The sequence below is a fragment of the Promicromonospora kroppenstedtii genome (assembly GCF_044389675.1).
Taxonomy (GTDB): domain Bacteria; phylum Actinomycetota; class Actinomycetes; order Actinomycetales; family Cellulomonadaceae; genus Promicromonospora; species Promicromonospora kroppenstedtii.
Window position 1 is genome coordinate 58,897 of sequence record NZ_JBIRYI010000013.1, and the last position, 18,960, is coordinate 77,856.

At 68.7% G+C, this 18,960-nt stretch carries 20 protein-coding genes; 12 read left to right on the top strand and 8 right to left on the bottom strand.

What is annotated here, in order from left to right:
• Nucleotides 1–38: 38 nt before the first annotated feature.
• Genes ACH47X_RS19985 through ACH47X_RS19995 form a run of 3 tightly spaced genes read right to left on the bottom strand, consistent with a single transcriptional unit; the run spans nt 39 to nt 1,650 of the window.
• Nucleotides 39–296: a DUF6510 family protein gene (locus ACH47X_RS19985; protein ID WP_397406272.1), complete on the bottom strand. Its 258-nt coding sequence runs from the start codon at nt 294–296 to the stop codon at nt 39–41.
• On the bottom strand, nt 296–1,060 hold the full coding sequence (locus tag ACH47X_RS19990) for an FAD-binding oxidoreductase (protein WP_397406273.1): 765 nt from the start codon (nt 1,058–1,060) through the stop codon (nt 296–298). The genes ACH47X_RS19985 and ACH47X_RS19990 overlap by 1 nt, the downstream gene beginning before the upstream one ends.
• On the bottom strand, nt 1,057–1,650 hold the full coding sequence (locus ACH47X_RS19995; RefSeq protein WP_397406274.1) for a molybdopterin-dependent oxidoreductase: 594 nt from the start codon (nt 1,648–1,650) through the stop codon (nt 1,057–1,059). Before ACH47X_RS19995 ends, ACH47X_RS19990 begins: the two co-directional genes overlap by 4 nt.
• A gap of 658 nt (nt 1,651–2,308) precedes the next feature.
• Between ACH47X_RS19995 and tal the strand changes: the two genes are divergently transcribed.
• From tal to ACH47X_RS20020, 5 genes are all read left to right on the top strand, one after another.
• Complete coding sequence (tal, locus tag ACH47X_RS20000) at nt 2,309–3,436, top strand: transaldolase (protein ID WP_397406275.1); 1,128 nt, start codon at nt 2,309–2,311, stop codon at nt 3,434–3,436.
• A gap of 51 nt (nt 3,437–3,487) precedes the next feature.
• A complete protein-coding gene (locus tag ACH47X_RS20005) occupies nt 3,488–3,817 on the top strand; it encodes a hypothetical protein (RefSeq protein ID WP_397406276.1) in 330 nt (109 codons plus the stop codon).
• A 285-nt stretch (nt 3,818–4,102) separates the two neighbouring features.
• On the top strand, nt 4,103–4,717 hold the full coding sequence (locus tag ACH47X_RS20010) for a sigma-70 family RNA polymerase sigma factor (protein WP_397406277.1): 615 nt from the start codon (nt 4,103–4,105) through the stop codon (nt 4,715–4,717).
• A gap of 496 nt (nt 4,718–5,213) precedes the next feature.
• Entirely contained in the window at nt 5,214–5,369 is a 156-nt protein-coding gene (locus ACH47X_RS20015) for a hypothetical protein (protein WP_397406278.1), read from the top strand.
• Between the two features lie 21 nt (nt 5,370–5,390).
• Nucleotides 5,391–6,032 (top strand): TetR/AcrR family transcriptional regulator, encoded by a 642-nt coding sequence (locus tag ACH47X_RS20020; RefSeq protein ID WP_397406279.1) that lies wholly within the window; start codon nt 5,391–5,393, stop codon nt 6,030–6,032.
• Here ACH47X_RS20020 and ACH47X_RS20025 read toward each other — a convergent pair.
• Complete coding sequence (locus ACH47X_RS20025) at nt 6,027–6,782, bottom strand: FAD-binding oxidoreductase (RefSeq protein WP_397406280.1); 756 nt, start codon at nt 6,780–6,782, stop codon at nt 6,027–6,029. The genes ACH47X_RS20020 and ACH47X_RS20025 overlap by 6 nt on opposite strands.
• The gene (locus ACH47X_RS20030) at nt 6,775–7,371 is read right to left on the bottom strand and encodes a molybdopterin-dependent oxidoreductase (protein WP_397406281.1); all 597 of its coding nucleotides are present in this window, start codon (nt 7,369–7,371) and stop codon (nt 6,775–6,777) included. The genes ACH47X_RS20025 and ACH47X_RS20030 overlap by 8 nt, the downstream gene beginning before the upstream one ends.
• A 229-nt stretch (nt 7,372–7,600) precedes the next feature.
• On the opposite strand from ACH47X_RS20030, the gene ACH47X_RS20035 reads away from it, so the two are divergent.
• The 3 genes from ACH47X_RS20035 (at nt 7,601) to ppgK (ending at nt 10,695) form a co-directional block, all read left to right on the top strand.
• Complete coding sequence (locus tag ACH47X_RS20035) at nt 7,601–8,050, top strand: DUF5709 domain-containing protein (protein WP_397406282.1); 450 nt, start codon at nt 7,601–7,603, stop codon at nt 8,048–8,050.
• Between the two features lie 117 nt (nt 8,051–8,167).
• On the top strand, nt 8,168–9,838 hold the full coding sequence (gene ctaD / locus ACH47X_RS20040) for an aa3-type cytochrome oxidase subunit I (protein WP_397406283.1): 1,671 nt from the start codon (nt 8,168–8,170) through the stop codon (nt 9,836–9,838).
• Between the two features lie 110 nt (nt 9,839–9,948).
• On the top strand, nt 9,949–10,695 hold the full coding sequence (gene ppgK, locus ACH47X_RS20045) for a polyphosphate--glucose phosphotransferase (RefSeq protein ID WP_397406284.1): 747 nt from the start codon (nt 9,949–9,951) through the stop codon (nt 10,693–10,695).
• 84 nt (nt 10,696–10,779) lie between these two features.
• Here ppgK and ACH47X_RS20050 read toward each other — a convergent pair whose 3' ends face one another.
• Nucleotides 10,780–12,150 carry a flavin monoamine oxidase family protein gene (locus ACH47X_RS20050; RefSeq protein WP_397406285.1) on the bottom strand — a complete coding sequence of 457 codons (1,371 nt, stop codon included), beginning with the start codon at nt 12,148–12,150 and terminating at the stop codon, nt 10,780–10,782.
• 124 nt (nt 12,151–12,274) lie between these two features.
• Here ACH47X_RS20050 and ACH47X_RS20055 point away from each other — a divergent pair, with 124 nt between their 5' ends.
• The gene (locus ACH47X_RS20055) at nt 12,275–13,831 is read left to right on the top strand and encodes an MFS transporter (protein WP_397406286.1); all 1,557 of its coding nucleotides are present in this window, start codon (nt 12,275–12,277) and stop codon (nt 13,829–13,831) included.
• Between the two features lie 71 nt (nt 13,832–13,902).
• Complete coding sequence (locus ACH47X_RS20060; protein WP_397406287.1) at nt 13,903–14,730, top strand: hypothetical protein; 828 nt, start codon at nt 13,903–13,905, stop codon at nt 14,728–14,730.
• A gap of 39 nt (nt 14,731–14,769) precedes the next feature.
• Here the strand turns inward: ACH47X_RS20060 and ACH47X_RS20065 are convergent, their stop codons facing one another.
• Entirely contained in the window at nt 14,770–15,354 is a 585-nt protein-coding gene (locus ACH47X_RS20065) for a TetR/AcrR family transcriptional regulator (protein ID WP_397406288.1), read from the bottom strand.
• 77 nt (nt 15,355–15,431) lie between these two features.
• Complete coding sequence (locus ACH47X_RS20070) at nt 15,432–16,610, bottom strand: FAD-dependent oxidoreductase (protein ID WP_397406289.1); 1,179 nt, start codon at nt 16,608–16,610, stop codon at nt 15,432–15,434.
• Between the two features lie 180 nt (nt 16,611–16,790).
• On the opposite strand from ACH47X_RS20070, the gene ACH47X_RS20075 reads away from it, so the two are divergent.
• Complete coding sequence (locus tag ACH47X_RS20075; protein ID WP_397406290.1) at nt 16,791–17,480, top strand: GntR family transcriptional regulator; 690 nt, start codon at nt 16,791–16,793, stop codon at nt 17,478–17,480.
• Between the two features lie 46 nt (nt 17,481–17,526).
• The gene (locus tag ACH47X_RS20080; protein ID WP_397406291.1) at nt 17,527–18,918 is read left to right on the top strand and encodes an MFS transporter; all 1,392 of its coding nucleotides are present in this window, start codon (nt 17,527–17,529) and stop codon (nt 18,916–18,918) included.
• Nucleotides 18,919–18,960: the final 42 nt, after the last annotated feature.

Here is an 18,960-nt window from a genome sequence, read left to right on the forward strand (position 1 = left end):
TGCCGCAGCCGTGGCTACAGCGGATGTGGCGACACGCGTCAGACGCGTAGGTCGATCGCGTCCAGTCCCGCGAGGCTGAGAACGAGGCGTTCACCTGCGGTGACCACGACGACCAGCACGTGGTCACAGGACGCGCAGCGTGCGACGAGGCCGGGGGCGTCGGGGTAGACCATCGCCTCGGCGACGGGTGCAGTCCGGCCGCAGCTGCTGCATCGGGCTCGCGCCGCGGTGACGTCCGTGGTGAACACTTCAGCCAGCACGCCGGCGAGGGCGTTCCCGTCCAGGTGGTTCGGCATCAGAGTCCTCCGAATCGTTCGGTGAGGATGTCCGTGGTGGCATGGCCGAGCTCCAGCAACCAGGCGGCGACCGTCTCCGCGAACCCGGTGGACCCGCAGACGTAGATCCGGGGCCGTTCGGCGGGCGGGATCGTGCACGCAGCGAGCGACTCCCGGGTGAGGCGCCCCACGGTGCCGGGCCAGCCGGTCGGTGCTTCACGCGTGTAGACGTGTGTGACCTGGAGCAACGGTCCGGCGAGGCTGGTGAGCTCGTCGGCGAAGAAGACGTCGGCGGGCGTCCGGACCGAGTAGAGGAGCCGGAAGGGTGTCGAGTCCTCGGTCAGGTCGTGTGCCACAGCCATCGCGTAGAGCGGGACGAGGCCGGAGCCGCCGGCGATGAGCTGGACCGGACGGTCGCTCTGCCCGGGACGCCAGACGAAGTAGGACCCCAAGGGTCCGTGGACTTCCAGCGTGTCACCGGGCCGTGCCTCGTTGACCAGGAACGGCGACACCTCACCGTCGGGCAGCTCGTCGATCGCCAGGACGACGTGCCCCCACGGGGACGAAGACGCGACGGAGTAGGAGCGACTGGCCTGGTACCCGTCCGGGGCGGTCAGTCGCACGTCCAGGTGCGAGCCAGGCTCGCTTCCGGGCCACGTCGGGACGGCCAACGTCAGGCGGACGGCGCGGGGTGTCTCCGCTCGCGTCTCGACGACTGTGGCGGTGTGCCAGGTGCTGCGCATGCGGTGCTGGACGGACCGGGCTGTCGAAGGGGAAGTGTTCACCGGTACCGCTGCTCCTTCCACGGGTCGCCGTAGATGTGGTAGCCGTACCGTTCCCAGAACCCCGGGTCGTTGCCCGGCATCATGGTCAAGCCGCGCACCCACTTGGCGCTCTTCCAGAAGTACAGGTGCGGCACGAGCAGCCGGGCCGGGCCGCCGTGCTCCGGATGCAAGGGCTCGCCCTCGGCCTCGGTAGCGATCCATGCCTTGCCGCCCACCAGGTCCTCCAGCGGCAGGTTGGTGGTGTAGCCGCCGTAGGAGTGGGCCATCAGGTACCGGTGCTCGGAGGTGACGCCCTGAAGGATCTTGTCGAGGCTGACGCCGCGCCAGGCCATGCCTAGCTTGGACCAGTGGGTGACGCAGTGGATGTCCACCGTGATGTCCTCGACCCCGAGCGCGAGGAGCTCGTCCCAGCTCCACCGGTGATCGGTGCCGGTCTCGTCATGGACCGTGAATTCCCAGTCCTCGGTCTTGACCTGTGGTGTAGGCCCGGCGCTGAGCACGGGCCACTTCTCGACCATGGTCTGTCCGGGTGGTATGCGGGTGTCCGCCTGACCTCTGCGCCCGGAGAATCCGCGGGTTGCGAACGGCATGCCGACTCCAATCTGAGCTAGGTGCCCTGGACGGGGCGTGTCGTGGTGTGGTTGCGAGACGAATCGCGGGGGACGGCTGCGCTGCCGGCTGGTCGATGACCCTGCAGTGTCAGTCGATGCGCGAGAGTGCGGCGATCAGCCCGTCCAGGTCGTCGCGGCACTCCGCACAGGAAGCCAGGTGTGTTGCGACGCCTGGAAAGCGAGCGGCTGGAGCACCACCCCTGACGCTGAGCTCGGCATAGACATCGATATCGAGCCTGCAGATGCTGCAACCGGGGTCGTCGGGGTCGGTCCTGAGGAGAGCGTCCAGCATCTCCCAGAGCTCACGACCAGAATCGCCTGGGCTATCGAGCATTCGTCTCCCCTGCCGACCCGAGTGGTTCATTCGTCGCGTTGACGCTGACCGGCCAACACGTCAGCACGATGACGAGGCATGTCGAGGACGTGTGCCCCGCCGCGTTCGTCTCTTCACGAGATGAGTCGACACCCGCCCACCTGGTCTTACCTGCCGTTCCGAACTCATCGACCGGTGTCGAGCGCGAACGCCCCCGGGTAAGACGCACGGCCTACTCGCGACTAACGGCGAAACATGGCCGGCCGATCTCGGCACCGGGATCGCGTTGCAGCCGTCCGTGGGACAGAACCCGAAGGAGAGCCGATGCCCGCAAACCTGCTCCGCCGACTACGGGATCTTGGTGTATCGCCCTGGCTGGACGGTGTCACTCGTGAGGAACTGCGTTCGGGAACACTGCGGTCGCTGATCGACGAGCTGGGTGTGTCCGGCGTGACCACCAACCCGTCACTGTTCGCCAAGTCGCTGGCCGGTGAGGCGTCCGCGTACGACGTCAGCTTTCGCGATCTGGCTTCCCGAGGCATCGGTGCGGAGGAGGCCGCCCGACTGCTGGCTGCCGAGGACGCGCGGTACGCCTGCGACGTCCTGACCGCGGTCCACCAACGCTCGGACGGACGAGACGGATGGGTCTCTCTGGAGGTCGACCCACGCCTGGCCGACGACGCCGAGGCAACCCTGGCGGACGTTCACGCACTGGCCTGGCTCGTGGACCGGCCGAACCTGATGGTCAAGATCCCGGCAACCTCGGCCGGGGTGTCAGCCGTGGCTGACGCGACCGCCGAGGGGTACAACATCAACGCAACATTGATCTTCTCGGTCGACCGCTACCTCGAGGTCCTGGACGCCTACGCGCACGGGCTCCAGCGTGCTAGCGCGACAGGGGTCAAGATCACGGACATCCACTCAGTAGCGTCCCTGTTCGTCTCACGTGTCGACGCCGCGCTGGCCGCGGCAGGCCCGCCCCACCAGGTTCCGCCGACTGCAGGTTCGGTGCTGCCGGGGATCGCGAACGCGCGCAACGCTCATCGTGCGTTCTCCGCGGCGATGAGGACTGCCACCTGGGCCGAGCTGCTCGCTGCCGGCGCCAACCCGCAACGGTTGCTCTGGGCCTCGACCGGGGTCAAGGACCCCACTCTCGACCCGTCCACCTATGTCAGGGGGCTGGCCCTGCCCGGCACGATCGCCACGATGCCGCCAGAGACTCTGACCGCGACAGCAACCGCACCGGCGCAGGTCCCCACCGACCGCCCGCCGGGTTCCGCGCACGAGGAGATGCAGGCCCGGAAAGCGCTCGAGGAGATCTACGGCGATGTCATGCCACGCCTGCTCGCGGACGGTGTACGGCAGTTCCAGAAGTCGTGGCAGGTTGCGCTGGCCATCGTCGAGGAGCGTCTCGCGGCTGCGCGCGGCGCCCGAGCACAGCAGCGACGCTGACCCGCCGTCGACCCGCCGCAAGAAACCCATCACCAGCCGAAGGACAGTCCCATGCCACACACCCAGCACCAGGCACCCCGGGACGGGGAGCTCATCACCGCACAGGAGATGGCGGCCGCACTGACCAAAGCAACCCTTCTGTATGCCGACGGCGCGAGCCAGACGTTCAGCAGGGACGGGAACCGAACCGCATATGTCGAGCGTGGCACGCACACCGAAGGGACGTGGGAGGTCCTGGCCGACGGCAAGTTCTCGTCGTTCTGGCCGCCGGACTACCGCGCCGACTATGTCGTGCGCTGGATCGTGCAGGAGGACGTCCGCATCGGGATCAGCTTCACCGAGGTCCGCGGCGGCAACCGGTTCGACGGCCTCTACCGGTGACGACTGGTCCGGTGACGAGCGCTCTGCCGACCCTGCGGATCGAGCAGCACCCGGTACCGACGAGGCCGGCTGCACGTCCCGCGCGAACGAGAACGGGACAAGCCGGGCGCCTCATGGCAGAAATGGACTCTAGCGTCCAGAGATGTACGTGGAGTCAACAACAAGCCCTCTTGTCTGGACCCTAGGGTCCGGTTTACGGTGTGGCGACGACCTCGGTTCGAGGCGTGTACGGCCATGGCTGGCGTTGGTCTCTCACCTCCTGCGCGGCCAGAAGGGTGGGACGCGATGGATCTCCAGATCGCTCAGGACAACCAGAGGTGGGTGCTGGGTCTCGGCGCGACAGGGTCTGAGTGCGAGGCGGCCTGCGAGGAGCTCTACTCGTTGCTCCAGCGCGTCGCCCGGCGCGAGGTGGCCCGTCGCGCCTCGTCTCTACGGGTGTACGGACCTGAGCTGGACGACATCGCTCATCAGGCCGCGGCGGACGCCCTGATGGCGATCCGTCGGCGTCTGGACACCTTCCGCGGTGAGTCCAGGTTCACGACATGGGCGTGCAAGTTCGTGATCTTCGACGTCGCGACGAAGGTGAACCGGCATTTTTGGCGACACCATGATGTCCCGTACGACCATGAGGACTGGTCCCGCATGGCCTCCCGGTTCGAGGTGCCGCCCGGGCAGGAGGTCGAGGTGGCAGAGTTCGTCGATGCGATCTCAGCGGCGATCAAGCGCTGCCTCACGGAGAGGCAGCGGACCGTCTTCATGGCGACGGTCATCAACAAGGTGCCCATGGATGTCCTGGCCGAAGAGCTCGGCTCCAGCCGGAACGCCCTGTACAAGGTCCTGTTCGATGCTCGCAAGAAGCTGCGCACCGAGCTGGTCTCCGGCGGATACCTGTCCCGGTAACCCCCTCCCGGGCTTGCCGCGACAATCCGCGCGCGAGTGCTGCTGCCCTCCATTGAACAGGACCATTGCGTCCAGTTAGGCTGGCGGGACCTGCCGGTGGCTGCCGCCGATGAACGGACGAGGGGACGAGTGTGCGGTGACAAGCGGAAGTACGGGCCGTCAGTCGGGGCGGGCGACGGGTGCCGCGGGAGCCGACGACAAGGAGCCCGCAGAGCCGTTTCGGGCAGTCCTGGAGGCGGAGAAGCACTGGCTGGCCGAAGTCTGTCGCGCTGAGGACCTCACCGGATGGCGGTCTCGTGTGATCCGCGAAGTCATGGATCGTCGGTCCCCGTATGCACGGGCCCTTCGTCGCGACCATGAGGCATGCCGGCGGAAAGAGTTTCACCTGGACTGGCAGTCACTGATCACCAGCACGCTCGAACGGATCACGTCGAATCAGCCGGACCGGCCGGGCGGGTCGTCCGCCGTCCCTGTCTCGATCACGAGGATGGAGGACGTGGCCACCGCGATCCTGGCGGCCCTGCACGGGGGCGCCACGCTGAGCTGGCTGGCCGACGATCCCCGGTCGCTGGAAGCGGCGCTCGACATCGCCCTGGCCCCCGTGCTCTCACCGCACAGGCCGAGCGGCCCCGGCGACCGGCCGCCTGGGTAACGCCGTCGGTACGATGTCGCTGTGAACGAGAACTCGGATCAGAGTCCGGTCCGGCTGACGGCACGGGGGAAGAAGACGAGGACCCGAATCGTCGCCGCAGCCGCCGACTTGATGCGCGTACAGGGAGTCGGCGGAACGACTCTGGACGATGTCATGGTCGCCAGCGGCGTGAGCAAGTCCCAGCTGTACCGGCATTTCGAGGACAAGAACGCACTGGTCCGGGCCGTGGTGACCCACGTGGGGGAGTTCGTCATCACGCGGGAGACCAACATGCTGGGCAAGGTCTCGACCCTGGCCGGGCTGCGGCGCTGGCGGGACTCCCTGGTCAAGGCCAACGCGCTGCGACACGGCATGTACGGTTGCGCGCTCGGGGCACTGGCCGGCGAGGTCTCCGATCACGACGTCGTCGCCCGCGGCATGCTGGACCAGCTGTTCCGGGCCTGGCAGCGCTTGATCAGCGAGGCCCTCGAGCGCATGCAGCGGGCCGGCGCCCTGAACGAGTCGGCCGACACCGCCCGCCTGGCCGTCGGCTTCCTCGCCTCGCTCCAGGGCGGCTACCTCCTGGCACAGACGGCCCGAGACGTGGAGCCCATGGCTATCGCGATCGACGTCGCCCTGGCGCACATCGAGAGCTACGCCACCTCGGACCGCGCGGCGTCATAGACCGAAGCGCTGAAGGTTGACACGGTCGTCGCCATAGCCGCGATCGAGCAGCATCGCGGAGATCTCGTCCACGAAGCGGTCCGGCCCGCTGACGTACGCGATGGGGTCTGGCCGCCCCTGCCACGCTGCCGGTTCACGTAGATCGTCCGGGTCTATCTGCCGCACCGTGGAACCCGGCGCTGCCCGGACGAGGCCGTCATAGCGCATGCGAACCTCGACATCCGTATCCGGGGCATCGAGGTCTGTCCGATAGAGGCGTGAGGCCGCGTCGCGGGCCCAGTACACCAGGAGCGCCGCCGGGCGGTCGCGCCTCCGGTTGCGCGCGCGCAGGATGGCCATCAGCGGCACGACTCCGGTGTCGGCGCCGAGCAACAGCAGGGGCTGACGGGGCAAGCGATGTGTCTCGGGATCCCACGAGAAGCCGGCGTCGAGCGGTCCGCGGACGTCGAGCTGGTCACCGAGTCGCATCGTGTGGACCAGGTAGGAGGACACCTCCCCGCGTGGAAGGAGATCGACGGTGATCGCTACCCGGTCGGGGGAGTACGGCTCGGCGAGGGCGTACAGCCGCCGTGCGGAATAGCCGTCCGGCGCGGTGAGTCGTATCTCGACGTTCTGGCCGGGAAGGTGTGGTGCCCAACCCGGCACGCGGAACGTCAGGGTTCGCGCATGGCGTGACTGGCGTCGCGTGGAGATCAGGCTGCCGGTACGCCACGAGGCAAGCGCCGCTTCCGCCTGGGCCGGGTCAGTCATCGGCGTGCCGTTCCTCGCGCCAGGGGTCGCCGTAGTTGTGGTAGCCGTGGCGCTCCCAGAACCCAGGTTGGTCGGTGGTCAACAGTGACAGTCCCTTGACCCACTTCGCCGACTTCCAGAAGTAGAGGTGGGGCACGAGGAGACGCGCCGGGCCGCCGTGCTCAGCGGTCAGTGGACGGCCATCGAACTCGAAGGCGATCCACGCCTTACCGCCTACCAGGTCCACCATGGGCAGATTGGTCGTGTACCCGCCGTAGGAGTGCACCAGGGCATACGGGTACTGGACGTCTACGTCCTCGAACAGGACATCAAGGCTGATGCCCGTCCACGTCGTGCCCAGCATGGACCAGCGGGTCACGCAATGGATGTCCGCGGTGATCCTGTCCGTGGGGAGCTGCATCATCTGCGCCCAGCTCCAGGTGCGGGTACCACCCCTCGGGGAGCCGATGGAGAAGGCCCATGAGCTGGTCGGCTCGTTGTGGGCCGGCCCCGTGCTCAGGACCGGAAACCCGGCGGCGAGGTGTTGCCCCGGGGGGAGATCGACGGTGCGCCGGTCACGCCGTCCTTGGAAGCCCCTGGTGACGGTCATGCAGTGTCCCTTCGTCATCGGACCGCTTGACCCACCGTTGGTAGCCCGCGTGGGGTGCATCTTTCGTGACCAGTCGTGGCGTACGCGTTCACACGAAAGAACCTGCGGCCAGGTGTCCACGAACGGTGTAGCGACGGGGCGGGACCCACTGCGGTTCACAGCACCCCGGGCCTGCGACGAACCAGGACGGCGCTGGTGGAGGCCCCATAACACCAGGAGGTAAGGCGACATGAGTGGTGAGCTCGACGACTACGGCACCGAGCAGGACGTGTTCGGTCTGCTGCCACCGGACGAGAGCCTGGACGACGAGGAGCTCGGCGGGGACGAGGACGGCGCCGGGTATTCCCCGCTCGACAAGCCGCTCGCCTACGGGTGGGGATTCACGCCCCAGGAGGTCGGCGAGCACGAGCCACTGGCGATGCGGCTCGCCCGGGAAGTCCCCGAACAGGCGGACCGCTACCTGGGCGACGGCCTGGGAGACACCTCCGACACAGATGGCGAACTCATCGACGACCAGGTCGGCACCCTGAGGGCCGGCCGTCTGGTCTGGGCCGAGCAGGACGACACCGACCTGTCCTCCGACCTGCGGGCCACCGACGTCGGGATCGACGGTGCAGGTGCCTCCGCGGAGGAGGCGGCGATCCACGTCGTCCTCGACAACGACGACTGGCGCCTCTGAACACCCGCGACCGGCTGAGCTCGAGCGAGTGCCGATCTCCACGGGCACCGGCCCGCCGGAGCAGCCGGCCTCCGGAGACCGCACCACGAACCAGAGGGCCCAGGAGGCTGAGTACAGATGACCGAGAGCATCACAGTGCACCACCAAGATGTCGTGCCCGGCCTGGCCCCAGAGCGACAGGCGCTCGGCCGGACGATCATCAAGTGGATCACCTCCACCGACCACAAGACGATCGGGTACCTCTACCTGATCACCTCATTCCTCTGGTTCTGCATCGGCGGCCTGATGGCGCTGACCATGCGCGCCGAGCTGTTCGAGCCGGGCATCCAGATCGTGCAGAGCAAGGAGCAGTACAACCAGCTCTTCACGATGCACGGCACGATCATGGCGCTGTTGTTCGCCACACCGCTGTTCGCGGGGTTCGCCAACGTGATCATGCCGCTCCAGATCGGCGCGCCCGACGTCGCGTTCCCGCGGCTGAACATGTTCTCCTTCTGGATGTTCCTGTTCGGCGGGATCATCGCGGGGGCAGGGTTCCTCACGCCACAGGGCGCTGCGTCGTTCGGGTGGTTCGCCTATACCCCGCTCTCGACCACGACCTACAGTCCAGGTCTCGGCGGCGATCTCTGGGCCTTCGGCCTGGCACTCGGTGGGTTCGGCACGATCCTCGGTGCGGTCAACTTCATCACCACCATCATCACCATGCGCGCCCCCGGCATGACCATGTTCCGGATGCCGATCTTCACCTGGAACACGTTGATCACCAGTCTGCTGATCATCATGGCGTTCCCGCCGCTGGCTGCCGCCCTCTTCGCGCTGGGCGCCGACCGCCGGCTCGGAGCGCAGATCTTCAACCCGGAGAACGGTGGCGCGATTCTGTGGCAGCACCTGTTCTGGTTCTTCGGTCACCCTGAGGTGTACATCATGGCTGTCCCGTTCTTCGGGATCGTGTCCGAGGTGCTGCCGGTGTTCAGTCGTAAGCCACTGTTCGGCTACACGGGCCTGGTCTACGCAACCATTGCCATCGGCGCTCTCTCGATGACGGTATGGGCCCACCACATGTACGTCACGGGCGCCGTCGTCCTCCCGTTCTTCGCCTTCACCACCATGCTCATCGCGGTGCCGACAGGTGTGAAGTTCTTCAACTGGATCGGCACGCTGTGGCGAGGGAAACTCACGTTCGAGACGCCGATGCTCTTCGCCATCGGGTTCCTCGTCACGTTCCTCTTCGGCGGGCTCACGGGCGTGATCCTCGCCAGCCCGGCTCTGGACTTCCAGCTCTCCGACTCCTACTTCGTCGTGGCCCACTTCCACTACGTTCTGTTCGGCACCGTGGTGTTCGCGATGTTCGCCGGGTTCTACTTCTGGTGGCCCAAGATGACCGGCCGCATGCTGTCGGAGCGCTGGGGCAAGATCCACTTCTGGGTGCTGTTCGTCGGCTTCCACACCACGTTTCTCGTCCAGCACTGGCTGGGCGCGGCAGGAATGCCGCGCAGGTACGCGGACTACATGCCGGACGAGGGCTTTACCTGGCAGAACCAGGTCTCCACGACCGGCGCGTTCATCCTTGCGGTCTCGATGCTGCCGTTCTTCTGGAACGTGTACGTGACTGCCCGCAGGGCACCGAAGGTCATGGTCGACGACCCGTGGGGGTACGGCCGTTCCCTGGAGTGGGCCACGTCCTGCCCGCCGCCGCGGCACAACTTCGCGTCGCTCCCGCGCATCCGCTCGGAGTCGCCGGCGTTCGACCTGCACCACCCCGACGTCGTCGCGATGGAACGGGCGTAGCGCGCCGGCGGGACGCTCCGGGCATCAAGTTCGACACGGATGCGTTGAGGTCACCACAAGTGGGCAAGAGCTGAGCGGCTCGGACGGTGAACAGCAGAAAGGACGACATCATGCCTGACCTGGCATTCGGGATCGATATCGGCGGCTCGGCGATCAAGGCAGGTCGGGTCGACCTCGGATCGGGCGAGGTGCAGCACAAGCTGTCGCACGTCACGACCCCGGTGCCGTCCACGCCGGACGCCGTCATCGCGGCCGTCGGCCGGCTGCTCGACCTGCACGGAGTGACCAGAGCGACGCCCGTGGGCCTGTCCGTCCCCGCCCCCGTGGTGCACGGCGTCGTCCCCTTCATGGCCAACCTCGACCAGGGGTGGGCCGGCGTCGACGTACCTACCCTTGTGGAAGCCCGCCTTGGGCAGCCCGTGGTGGCCGTGAACGACGCCGACGCCGCGGCCCTCGGGGAGGTGCGCTTCGGCGCCGCCAAGGGCGTGTCCGGGACAGTGATCGTCACGACCCTGGGGACGGGGATCGGCTCAGGTGTCGTGGTGGACGGCAGACTCGTGCCCAACGTCGAGCTGGGGCACCTGGAGATCGACTCGTACGACGCCGAGACACGCGCGTCGGCACGGCAGAAGAACGTGGAGAACCTGACCTGGGCGCAATGGGCGGCCCGCCTGCAGCTCTACTACTCGCACGTCGAGAAGCTGTTCTCACCGGACCTGTTCGTCGTCGGCGGGGCAATCTCGGAGCAGGCGCCCCACTTTCTCCCGCTGCTGGACCTCCGGACACCGATCGTGCCGGCAGTCCTCAGGAATCGTGCAGGGGTGGTCGGAGCCGCGTACGCGGCATCACGTGCGTGATCGATTCCGACACCTCGCGACGGTCTGGGAACCACTCGAGCCGGGTGCCGAAAGCCTATGGAACGGCGGCGTGCGGGCGTCCTCTCATCTGTCTGCGTCGAGCCGGACGGCCACCTCGGTGGCGGCTCGCCGGCCCGAGAGGATGGCGCCGTTCATGGTGCCGGAGGTTTCGTCGGCGGTCTCGGTGCCGGCCCAGTGGATGCGTCCGACCGGCTCGCGCAGGGCGGGGCCGAATGTGGTCCAGGTCCTTGGTGCGAGGGCGGGGTTCGGGCCGCCAGGTGCGAAGGTGTCGTTGCCCCAGGAGAAGTCCGTGTAGTCGGTGACGTGGCCGGCGTGCTGTCCGAAGAGGTGGACGAGATGCTCGACCACGCGGCGGCGGCGTTCGCCCTGGTCGTAGGTGTCAAAGCCGCGGCCGTCGCAGAAGACCATGAGGATGCCGGGGCCGTCAGGGTCGGGGCTGACGTCGAACGTGAGGAAGGCGGTGTCGCCGTCCGACATCCCCTCTCCCGAGAGGCCCTCGTGGCGCCAGAAGGGGCGGTCATAGGCGACGAACGCCTTGCTGAGCGCGCCGAGCCGCCAGGCGCGGGCGAGCCCGTAGTGCTGGTCCGGCAGGGTGGGGGCGAACTCGATGGTCGAGCGATGAGTCGGGGAAGCGGTGACGATGACGTAGCGGGCGTCGACGGCGTGGGTGGCGGTCTCGACGATGACGTGGCTCCCGGCGGTGGTGATGCGCTCGACGGGTGAGCCGAGGAGCACCCGGGACCCGAGGGTGTCAGCGAGCCCGCTGACCAGGGTGTGGGTCGTGCCCAGCATCCGGTCCTGCTGGTCGCCGCCCTCGACGGAGAGCATGTGCTCGATGCCGCCCAGGCTCTTGATGTAGCGCATCACGTTGAACAGTGAGACGTCTCCGACAGGTGCGCCCCAGTGCACCAGGCTGAACATCGTCATGAACTTCCTGGTGTTCCTCAGCGCGCGCTTCGAGGTGAGCCACTCGCCGAACGACATCGAGTCCAGGCGTGCGGCATCCGGGTGGTGCCAGGGTTCCGAGACGGGCAGGTCGTCGACCATCTTCTGCAGCGTGTTCATGATGCGCGCGAGGTCGAGCATCACCCAGGGCGCGAGGGCGGTGACGCTCTCGACCCTGCGGCGCCCGCCGAAGGAGATGACGCCCTTGCCCTGGTGGAACTGGGGCACGAGCTCGCAGCCGAGCCGGGTGGCAAGGTCGCGGACGGCGGTGTGACCCGGTGCCACCCAGGTGGCTCCGGCGTCGACCGACACGCCGGCCACCTCGGCCTGACGGATCCGGCCCCCGACGCGGTCGCGGCCCTCCAGCACGACGACGTCGCGGCAGGCCCGGCTGAGCTCGTCGGCCGCGGTGAGTCCTGCGAGGCCGGCTCCGACGACGACGACGTCCGCCGTCCGGGCGGTGCGTGCGGCGGTCTGGTCCCTGTTCATGGTGGCTCTCCGTTCCTTGGCGGCCTGTCGGCCAGGCCCCTGCCAGATTGCAACTGTACTGACAGGTCAGTACAGTATCAGATGCTCGGGGGGAATCCCCGAAGCCGGACGATGTGGAGAACCCATGACGAAGACGGGCCAGGAAACCAGTCTGTCCCCCGCGGCAGGTATGTCGTCCCGGCGGCGGTGGACGGCCGTCGTGGTGCTGAGCGCGAGCCTGCTGATGCTCACGATGGACATGACGATCCTGAACATCGCGCTGCCCGAGATGGCAGCGGAGCTGCACCCGACGTCGGACCAGCAGCTGTGGATCGTGGACGTGTACTCGCTGGTGCTGGCCGGCCTGCTGGTGTCGTTCGCGACGATCGGTGACCGCTGGGGTCGCAAGCGGATGTTGTTGCTGGGCTATGGGATCTTCGGGGTCGCGTCGCTGATGGTGGTGTTCACGACCACCGCGGAGGCGGTCATCGCGATCCGAGCGCTGCTCGGTCTGGGCGGCGCGATGATCATGCCCACCACGCTGTCGCTGATCCGTGTCATCTTCACCGACCCGGCCGAACGTGCCAGGGCGCTGAGCGTCTGGGCCGCGGTGTCCGGGCTCGGGGCCGCCGTCGGGCCGCTGGTGGGTGGCGTGCTGCTCGAGCACTTCTCCTGGCACGCGGCGTTCCTGATCAACCTGCCCCTGATCGCGATCGCCCTCGCCGCGGGCCTGGCCATCCTGCCCGAGTCACGGGTGCGTGCCACCGGGCGCTGGGACGCCCTGGCTGCCGTGCTGTCCCTGGTCGGGATGACCGCGCTGGTCTGGGGCATCAAACAGTTCGGGAAGGAGGCCACGCCGGCCCTTCCCGAGGCTTGGGCCGCCCTCGCGGTGGCCGCCGTGGCGCTCACCTGGTTCGCGGTCCGCAGCGTGCGCAGCAAGCACCCGCTGCTGGAGCTGCGGTTGTTCCGCGACCGTACGTTCTCTGCCGGGATGGTCGCCGCCCTCGGTACGACCTTCTCGATGGTGGCTGCACTGCTCCTGCTCGCGCAGTGGCTCCAGCTGGTGCGCGGCGTCTCCCCGGTCCAGGCGGGCCTGCTGCTGACGCCCGAGGCCCTCGCCGCCGCCGTCGCCGCCATCGCGGCGCCCCCGCTGTCCAGGGTCTTCGGTGCCAGGGCCGTGCTCGCCACCGGTCTCGCCCTCGCCGGTGCCGGCATGCTCCTCCTGGGGGTCGGCCCGGGTGGCGACCTCGACCTGCCCCGCGTGCTCACCGTGCTTGTTCTCGTCGGTGCCGGCACCGGCTCGCTGGCCATCGGATCGGCCATGATCATGCTCGGCTCTCCCGAGGAGAAAGCCGGCAACGCCGGCGCGCTCGAGGAGACGTCGTACGAGCTCGGCGCCGTGCTCGGAGTTGCCATCCTCGGCAGCATCTCCGCGCTGATCTACCGCTCCCAGTTCGCTGTCGATCCCGCGCTACGGGCCGTCGATCCCGCCCTGGCCGCTCAGGCCGAGGAATCCCTCGGTGCCGCCGTCGCCATCTCCGACCAGCTGGCCCTGCCCGAGCTCGCGACCGCTGCCAGCGCGGCGTTCACCCACTCCATGCAGGTCGCCAGCCTCGCCGGCGGCGCGATCATGCTCGCCGTCGCCGCACTCGTGTTCCTCATGACCCCCAGGGGTACCAGCATCACCGGCGCTTCGCACTAGGCCCCGGGGTGACCGAAAGCCCCGGCGAGCACGCAGGAATCTCGCAAGCGCCTTTGGACAGGAGTACGGACGTGCCGATCTTCCCCTTCTCGTTCCTCGCGGCCGAACGCCTGCGCCGACAGGTCCGGCGTGCGCTGAGGGACTTGGCGACGACCTCAGGCGACGGCGGGCAGGATGGCGCACCGGAATCAGAGGCGGTCGGCCCTCGGCTGTGGGTTGCTTCGCTCGCAGGTGAGGCGCTGTGGCTCGGCAGCTACCAGGGTGCCTACGATCTGAGCGACGCGCAGTGGTCCGCCATCGCCACCCATCTCAGTGGCTACGGCAACCTGCCCCTCCTGCGTCCGCTCGACGTCCGGCCCGCCCAGCGCACCAACGACGCACGCCTACGCGACGAACGTCCTCTCGTCAACGCCGTCCTCCAGCTGTCCCAGCGCCGCCGGCTCGACACGCTCACCGTCGCCGACGTCGCTGCGGCCAGCGGGTGCAGTGCCACCTACCTGCGCACCACCTTCGGCGACATCGACCAGGTCCTGGTCGCCGTCGTGCGCGAGGTCCACGACGACGGCTTCGCCGGGGTCTCACCCCTGCGGCTCCACCTCGACCGACGCACCCTTGCCATGTCGCTGCAGGGTCTGGAGGACGAACGCGTGATCACTGCGATTCATCGCCTCTACGCCTTCGCCGACGTCCCGCCCACGCCGCGCCCCGGCGTCCGCGCCCGGGCGGGCGCCCTGCGGGGACTGAACCCCCGCTACTTCGACCATCTCGAGCTCGCGACCGCGGCCCTTGCCATCGACGGCTGGCAGGGCCCTCGGGTGGTGCCGGCCTTCTATCCGCAGGTCCTTCCCCATGCCGTCGTGCTCGAGCTGCGGCGCCTGGCACGTCTCCGCGCCTCCTGACCGGCGCCGCCTGCACGACCAGCGCCGCGTGCTCCGGGGCTACCGGCCGGTGGCCGTGAGGCTTTCCAGCTCCGTGCGCAGCGCGAGAAGCTCGTCGCGCTCAGGCTTGAGTCCCCAGCCGGTCATCAGGCCTGCCCCGTCCACGGCGTTGGCGATCACCGTGCGGGCTCCCACGGTGAGCCCGTCCTCGGCCATCGCGATCTTCCAGCGTGCCCCGTCCTCGGCGACGAGCTCGGCTACGCCGGGCGCGGAGGCGAGGGCCGACAGGAGGAACAGCCGCTCTCCGACGGTGTCGATGTTGTCACCCTCCAGCGACGCGCGGACGAACGCGCGCGCGAGCCGTCCTGGCTCGTCGCCGTCCTCCAGCAGATCCTCCACGTCGCGGTGGAACCGTTCGGTCACGTCCTGGGCCAGCGCGAGCCACAGCGCGTTCTTCGAGCTGTAGTGGTAGATCACCGCGCCGCGCGTCAGCCCGGCCGCGACCGCCACGTCGTCCAGCGTCGCGCGAGCGCCCTGAGCCACGACGACCCCCTTCGCGGCGTCCAGGATCAAGCGCTTGGTGTCATCGGGCCCTCGTCCTGCTGTGCGTCCCATCGATCTCTCTCTCGCATGCGGTATCGGCATCGCTCCGTGACCAGTGTGCCCGGCCACCGCGTGACATGATGACAAGCCATGACGGACTGCCCGCGATCGGGCGGTGTTCACGCCGGGTTCCCGGCCCTGACTCGTCGACGAGCGGCAAGCCTCGTCATCGTCGACGGGATCGTGGCGAGCAGATCGCCCACCATGCCGGCCACGGAGGCCGCGGGACCGCGTCCCTGGGCGCCCGTGCTGAACTCCACGGCCCGCGCGGTGATGCTCTGCGCGGTCCGCGCGAAGGGGCGCATCTCGGCCTCGAACCGGGCGAACGCGACCGTGACGTCGTCGGCGTCCCGCAGCGCCTCGGCCAGCACCTTCGCGCCCGGCAGCGACGCGTGCGCGCCCATCCCGGACACCGGGTCGATGCAGTGCGCCGCATCGCCCAGCAGCACCACCCGGCGGGTGTACCAGCGCGGCAGGCGCGTCTGGGAGAACCGGGTCAGCTTCGTGTCCTCGGAGGCGCGCCCTGCCGCCGCCACCGCGCGCATCTCCGGCCCCAGACGCTCGACGGCGCCGCACACCCGATCCACCAGCGCCTCCATGTCCGGCCTGGTCGAGGTCGCCTGGGGGACCACCGCCATGATCGACGTCTGGTCCGTGTCGAGGAACGGATAGACCAGCATCAGCATCCCCTCGCGGGACGCGACCACCGCCCGGCCCTCCGGCAACGGCACATCAGCGTTGATCCACACATGGGACAGGCCGTTGCGGTACACGCTCTGCTCCTCGGACGCCAACGTCAGCCGCCGCACCGTCGAGTGCAGCCCGTCCGCACCAACCACGATGTCGAAGGACTCGCTCGACCCGTCGGCGAACCTGGCCAGCACGTCGTCGCCGCGATGCTCCAGTGCCGCAAGCTCCACACCCATCCGGGTCTCCACCGTGGCGGGAAGATGGGCGAACAGCCGGGACAGCAGCATGGCGCGCTGGGCGAGGCGCCAGCCGTCCCCGGCATCGATCCGGACCTCGCGGACCTTGCGAGCGCCCCACCGCACCGACATCTCCGGCGCCGCGAAGGTCGCCTCGTCGAGGATGTCCTGTCCACCCATCAAACGCAGCACCCGCGTCGCCTCGGCATCGAGCTGCAGGAGATAGCTGCTCGGGAACGGGTCGACCTCCCTCTCGACGAGCACGACGTCCCACCCCTCGCGGTCCAGCCACCACGCCCCGGCGCAGCCCGCCATCCCCGAACCGACCACCAGGGCACGTCGACGTACCGGTTCCACCCGTGTTCCCGCCATCTCGGACCACCCTCCTTAAAACTAGTCTGACTCGTCAGTACAGTAAACGGGGTGCCGGTATGGCCTGTCAACGCGGCGGCCTGCCACGTCTCGATCTGTCGCCCATGCGGTTAGCCTGGGCGGTACAAGTTGGATCCAAGGCGAGCGGGACCGCGGCGAGCTGGGTGAAAGGGCGTGCGGATGGTCGACGAAGGTGACGCGGCGAGCGCGTCCGAACGCGCCTACCAGGTGATCCGAGAGGCCATCCTCGACGGCACCCACCAGCCGGGCGAGATGCTGGGCGAAGCATCCCTCGCGGCGAGCCTGGGGATGAGTCGGACCCCGGTGCGGGTCGCGCTGGCCCGGCTCCAGGACGAGGGCTGGATCGTCGTGTACCCGAAGCGGGGCGCGCTGGTGCAAGGGCTGTCCGAGCGCACGATCGTGGAGCTCGCCGATGCCCGGTTCGTCCTGGAGGCCACAGCGGTCGACCGGGCTCCCGACGTGCTGCGGCAACGACTGGCGGACGTCCTCGAGCGATCCATCGGCGCGCAGCGAGAAGCGTTCGCGTCCGAAGACGTCAGGCGCTTCATCGACCTCACGCTCCAGTTTCATCGGGGCTTCGTCGAGGCCGGTGGCAACGGTGTGCTGCTCGAGCTCTACGACCGGCTCGCAGACCGCCACCGGTTCGTGCTCTTCGCTGCCGGCGACACCCTTCTGGCGCGCTGCGCGGAGATCATCTCCGAGCACGAACGGCTCACCGAGCACCTCCGGGTCGGTGATGTCACAGCGTTCGCGAGCACGCTGCGCGGGCACATCGCGGAGGTGTCCTCGAGCGTGGCGGACACGTTCCCTGCCGCGGTGCTCGCGCCCGCGCTGCTCCTTCGCGAGTAGCGGGCGCTGCCCCGGCGTGGTCGCTGACGGCCGCCGTCTCCTCGTCATGGAACCCTATGGCTTCTCGGCGCATCTAGAATACAAGTTGTGTCCTTGCGGCACTTCAGAGAGGACCACTGTGTCAGAACGTCGACAGCCGGCCGACATCCCCCGAGCGTCAGGGGGTGTACCGCCGACGGTGGCGGAACCTGCGCAGCGGCGCACCATGATCGTGCTCGTCATCACGCAGATCATCGGGACCGTGGGTGTGGGGATCGCGCCCTCGATCGGGGTGCTGCTGGCCGGCGAGGTCACCGACAACGAGGCCTGGGCAGGCCTGGCGCGCACCGCCAGCACGCTCGGCGCGGCGCTGCTGGGGCTGCCGCTGGGTAACCTCGCGGCCCGATTCGGCCGGCGCCCCGCACTGAGTGCGGGGTGGTGGACAGCCGCCGCGGGCAGCGCGCTCCTCGTCGTTGCCGCCCAAGGCGGTCTGGTCGTTCCGCTCTTCATCGGCCTGACGCTGATCGGTGCCGGTTCCGCGGTGAGCCTCCAGTCCCGTTTCGCCGCCACCGACCTCGCCCAGCCACACCACAAGGGTCGCTCGCTCGCCCTGATCGTCTGGGTCGGGACGATCGGGTCGGTCCTCGGCCCGAACCTGGGCGTCCCCGGACAGCTCATCGGTGACTGGACGGAACTGACCGTGTACGCCGGTGCCTTCCTCATCGCCGCCGTCTGTCTCGCACTGGCCGGTCTGGTCGTCTTCCTGTGGCTACGCCCGGACCCGCTCCTCCTGCTGCAGGGCTCTGCGCGGCCTCGCTCGTCCCGGGCCGGCGGGGGGTCTGGCCGGATGCGGCTCGTCCTCGCCGAGCTGCGGGCCAACAGGACCGCCCGGTACGCGCTCGTCGCGATCCTCACCGCTCAGGTCGTGATGGTCTCCATCATGACGATGACTCCCGTCCACATCGCCCATCACAGTGGCTCGATCACGCTCGTCGGGATCACGATCAGCCTTCACATCGCGGGCATGTACGCCCTGTCGCCGATCGTCGGCCACCTTGCCGACCGTCGCGGCCACCGGCTGACCATCGGTGTGGGGATCCTGGTCCTGGCCCTCTCGCTCGTGATCGCCGCGCTCCGGCCGGACAGTACCGGGTGGGTCATGGTCTCGCTGACCCTCCTCGGCGTGGGCTGGTCCTTCGTGAACGTCGCCGGATCGGCGCTGTTCAGCACGGTCGTGTCCGACCAGACGCGCGCGTCTGCCCAGGGAGGTGTCGACGCGCTGTCGAACCTGTCCGGGGCCATGGCTGCCTTCGCCGCCGGCCCGCTCCTGGCCGTCAGCAACTTCGCCACGCTGTCGATCCTCGCCCTCGTCGTACTCGGCCCGCTTACCCTGCTCACACTCACCAGGCGGGGGCTGCTGACAGCTCGGGAAGCCGGGCCGCAGTTCCCTGGGGCCTGACCTGCGTGAACTCATTCGGGTCCATGGGCGGAAGCGGACCTG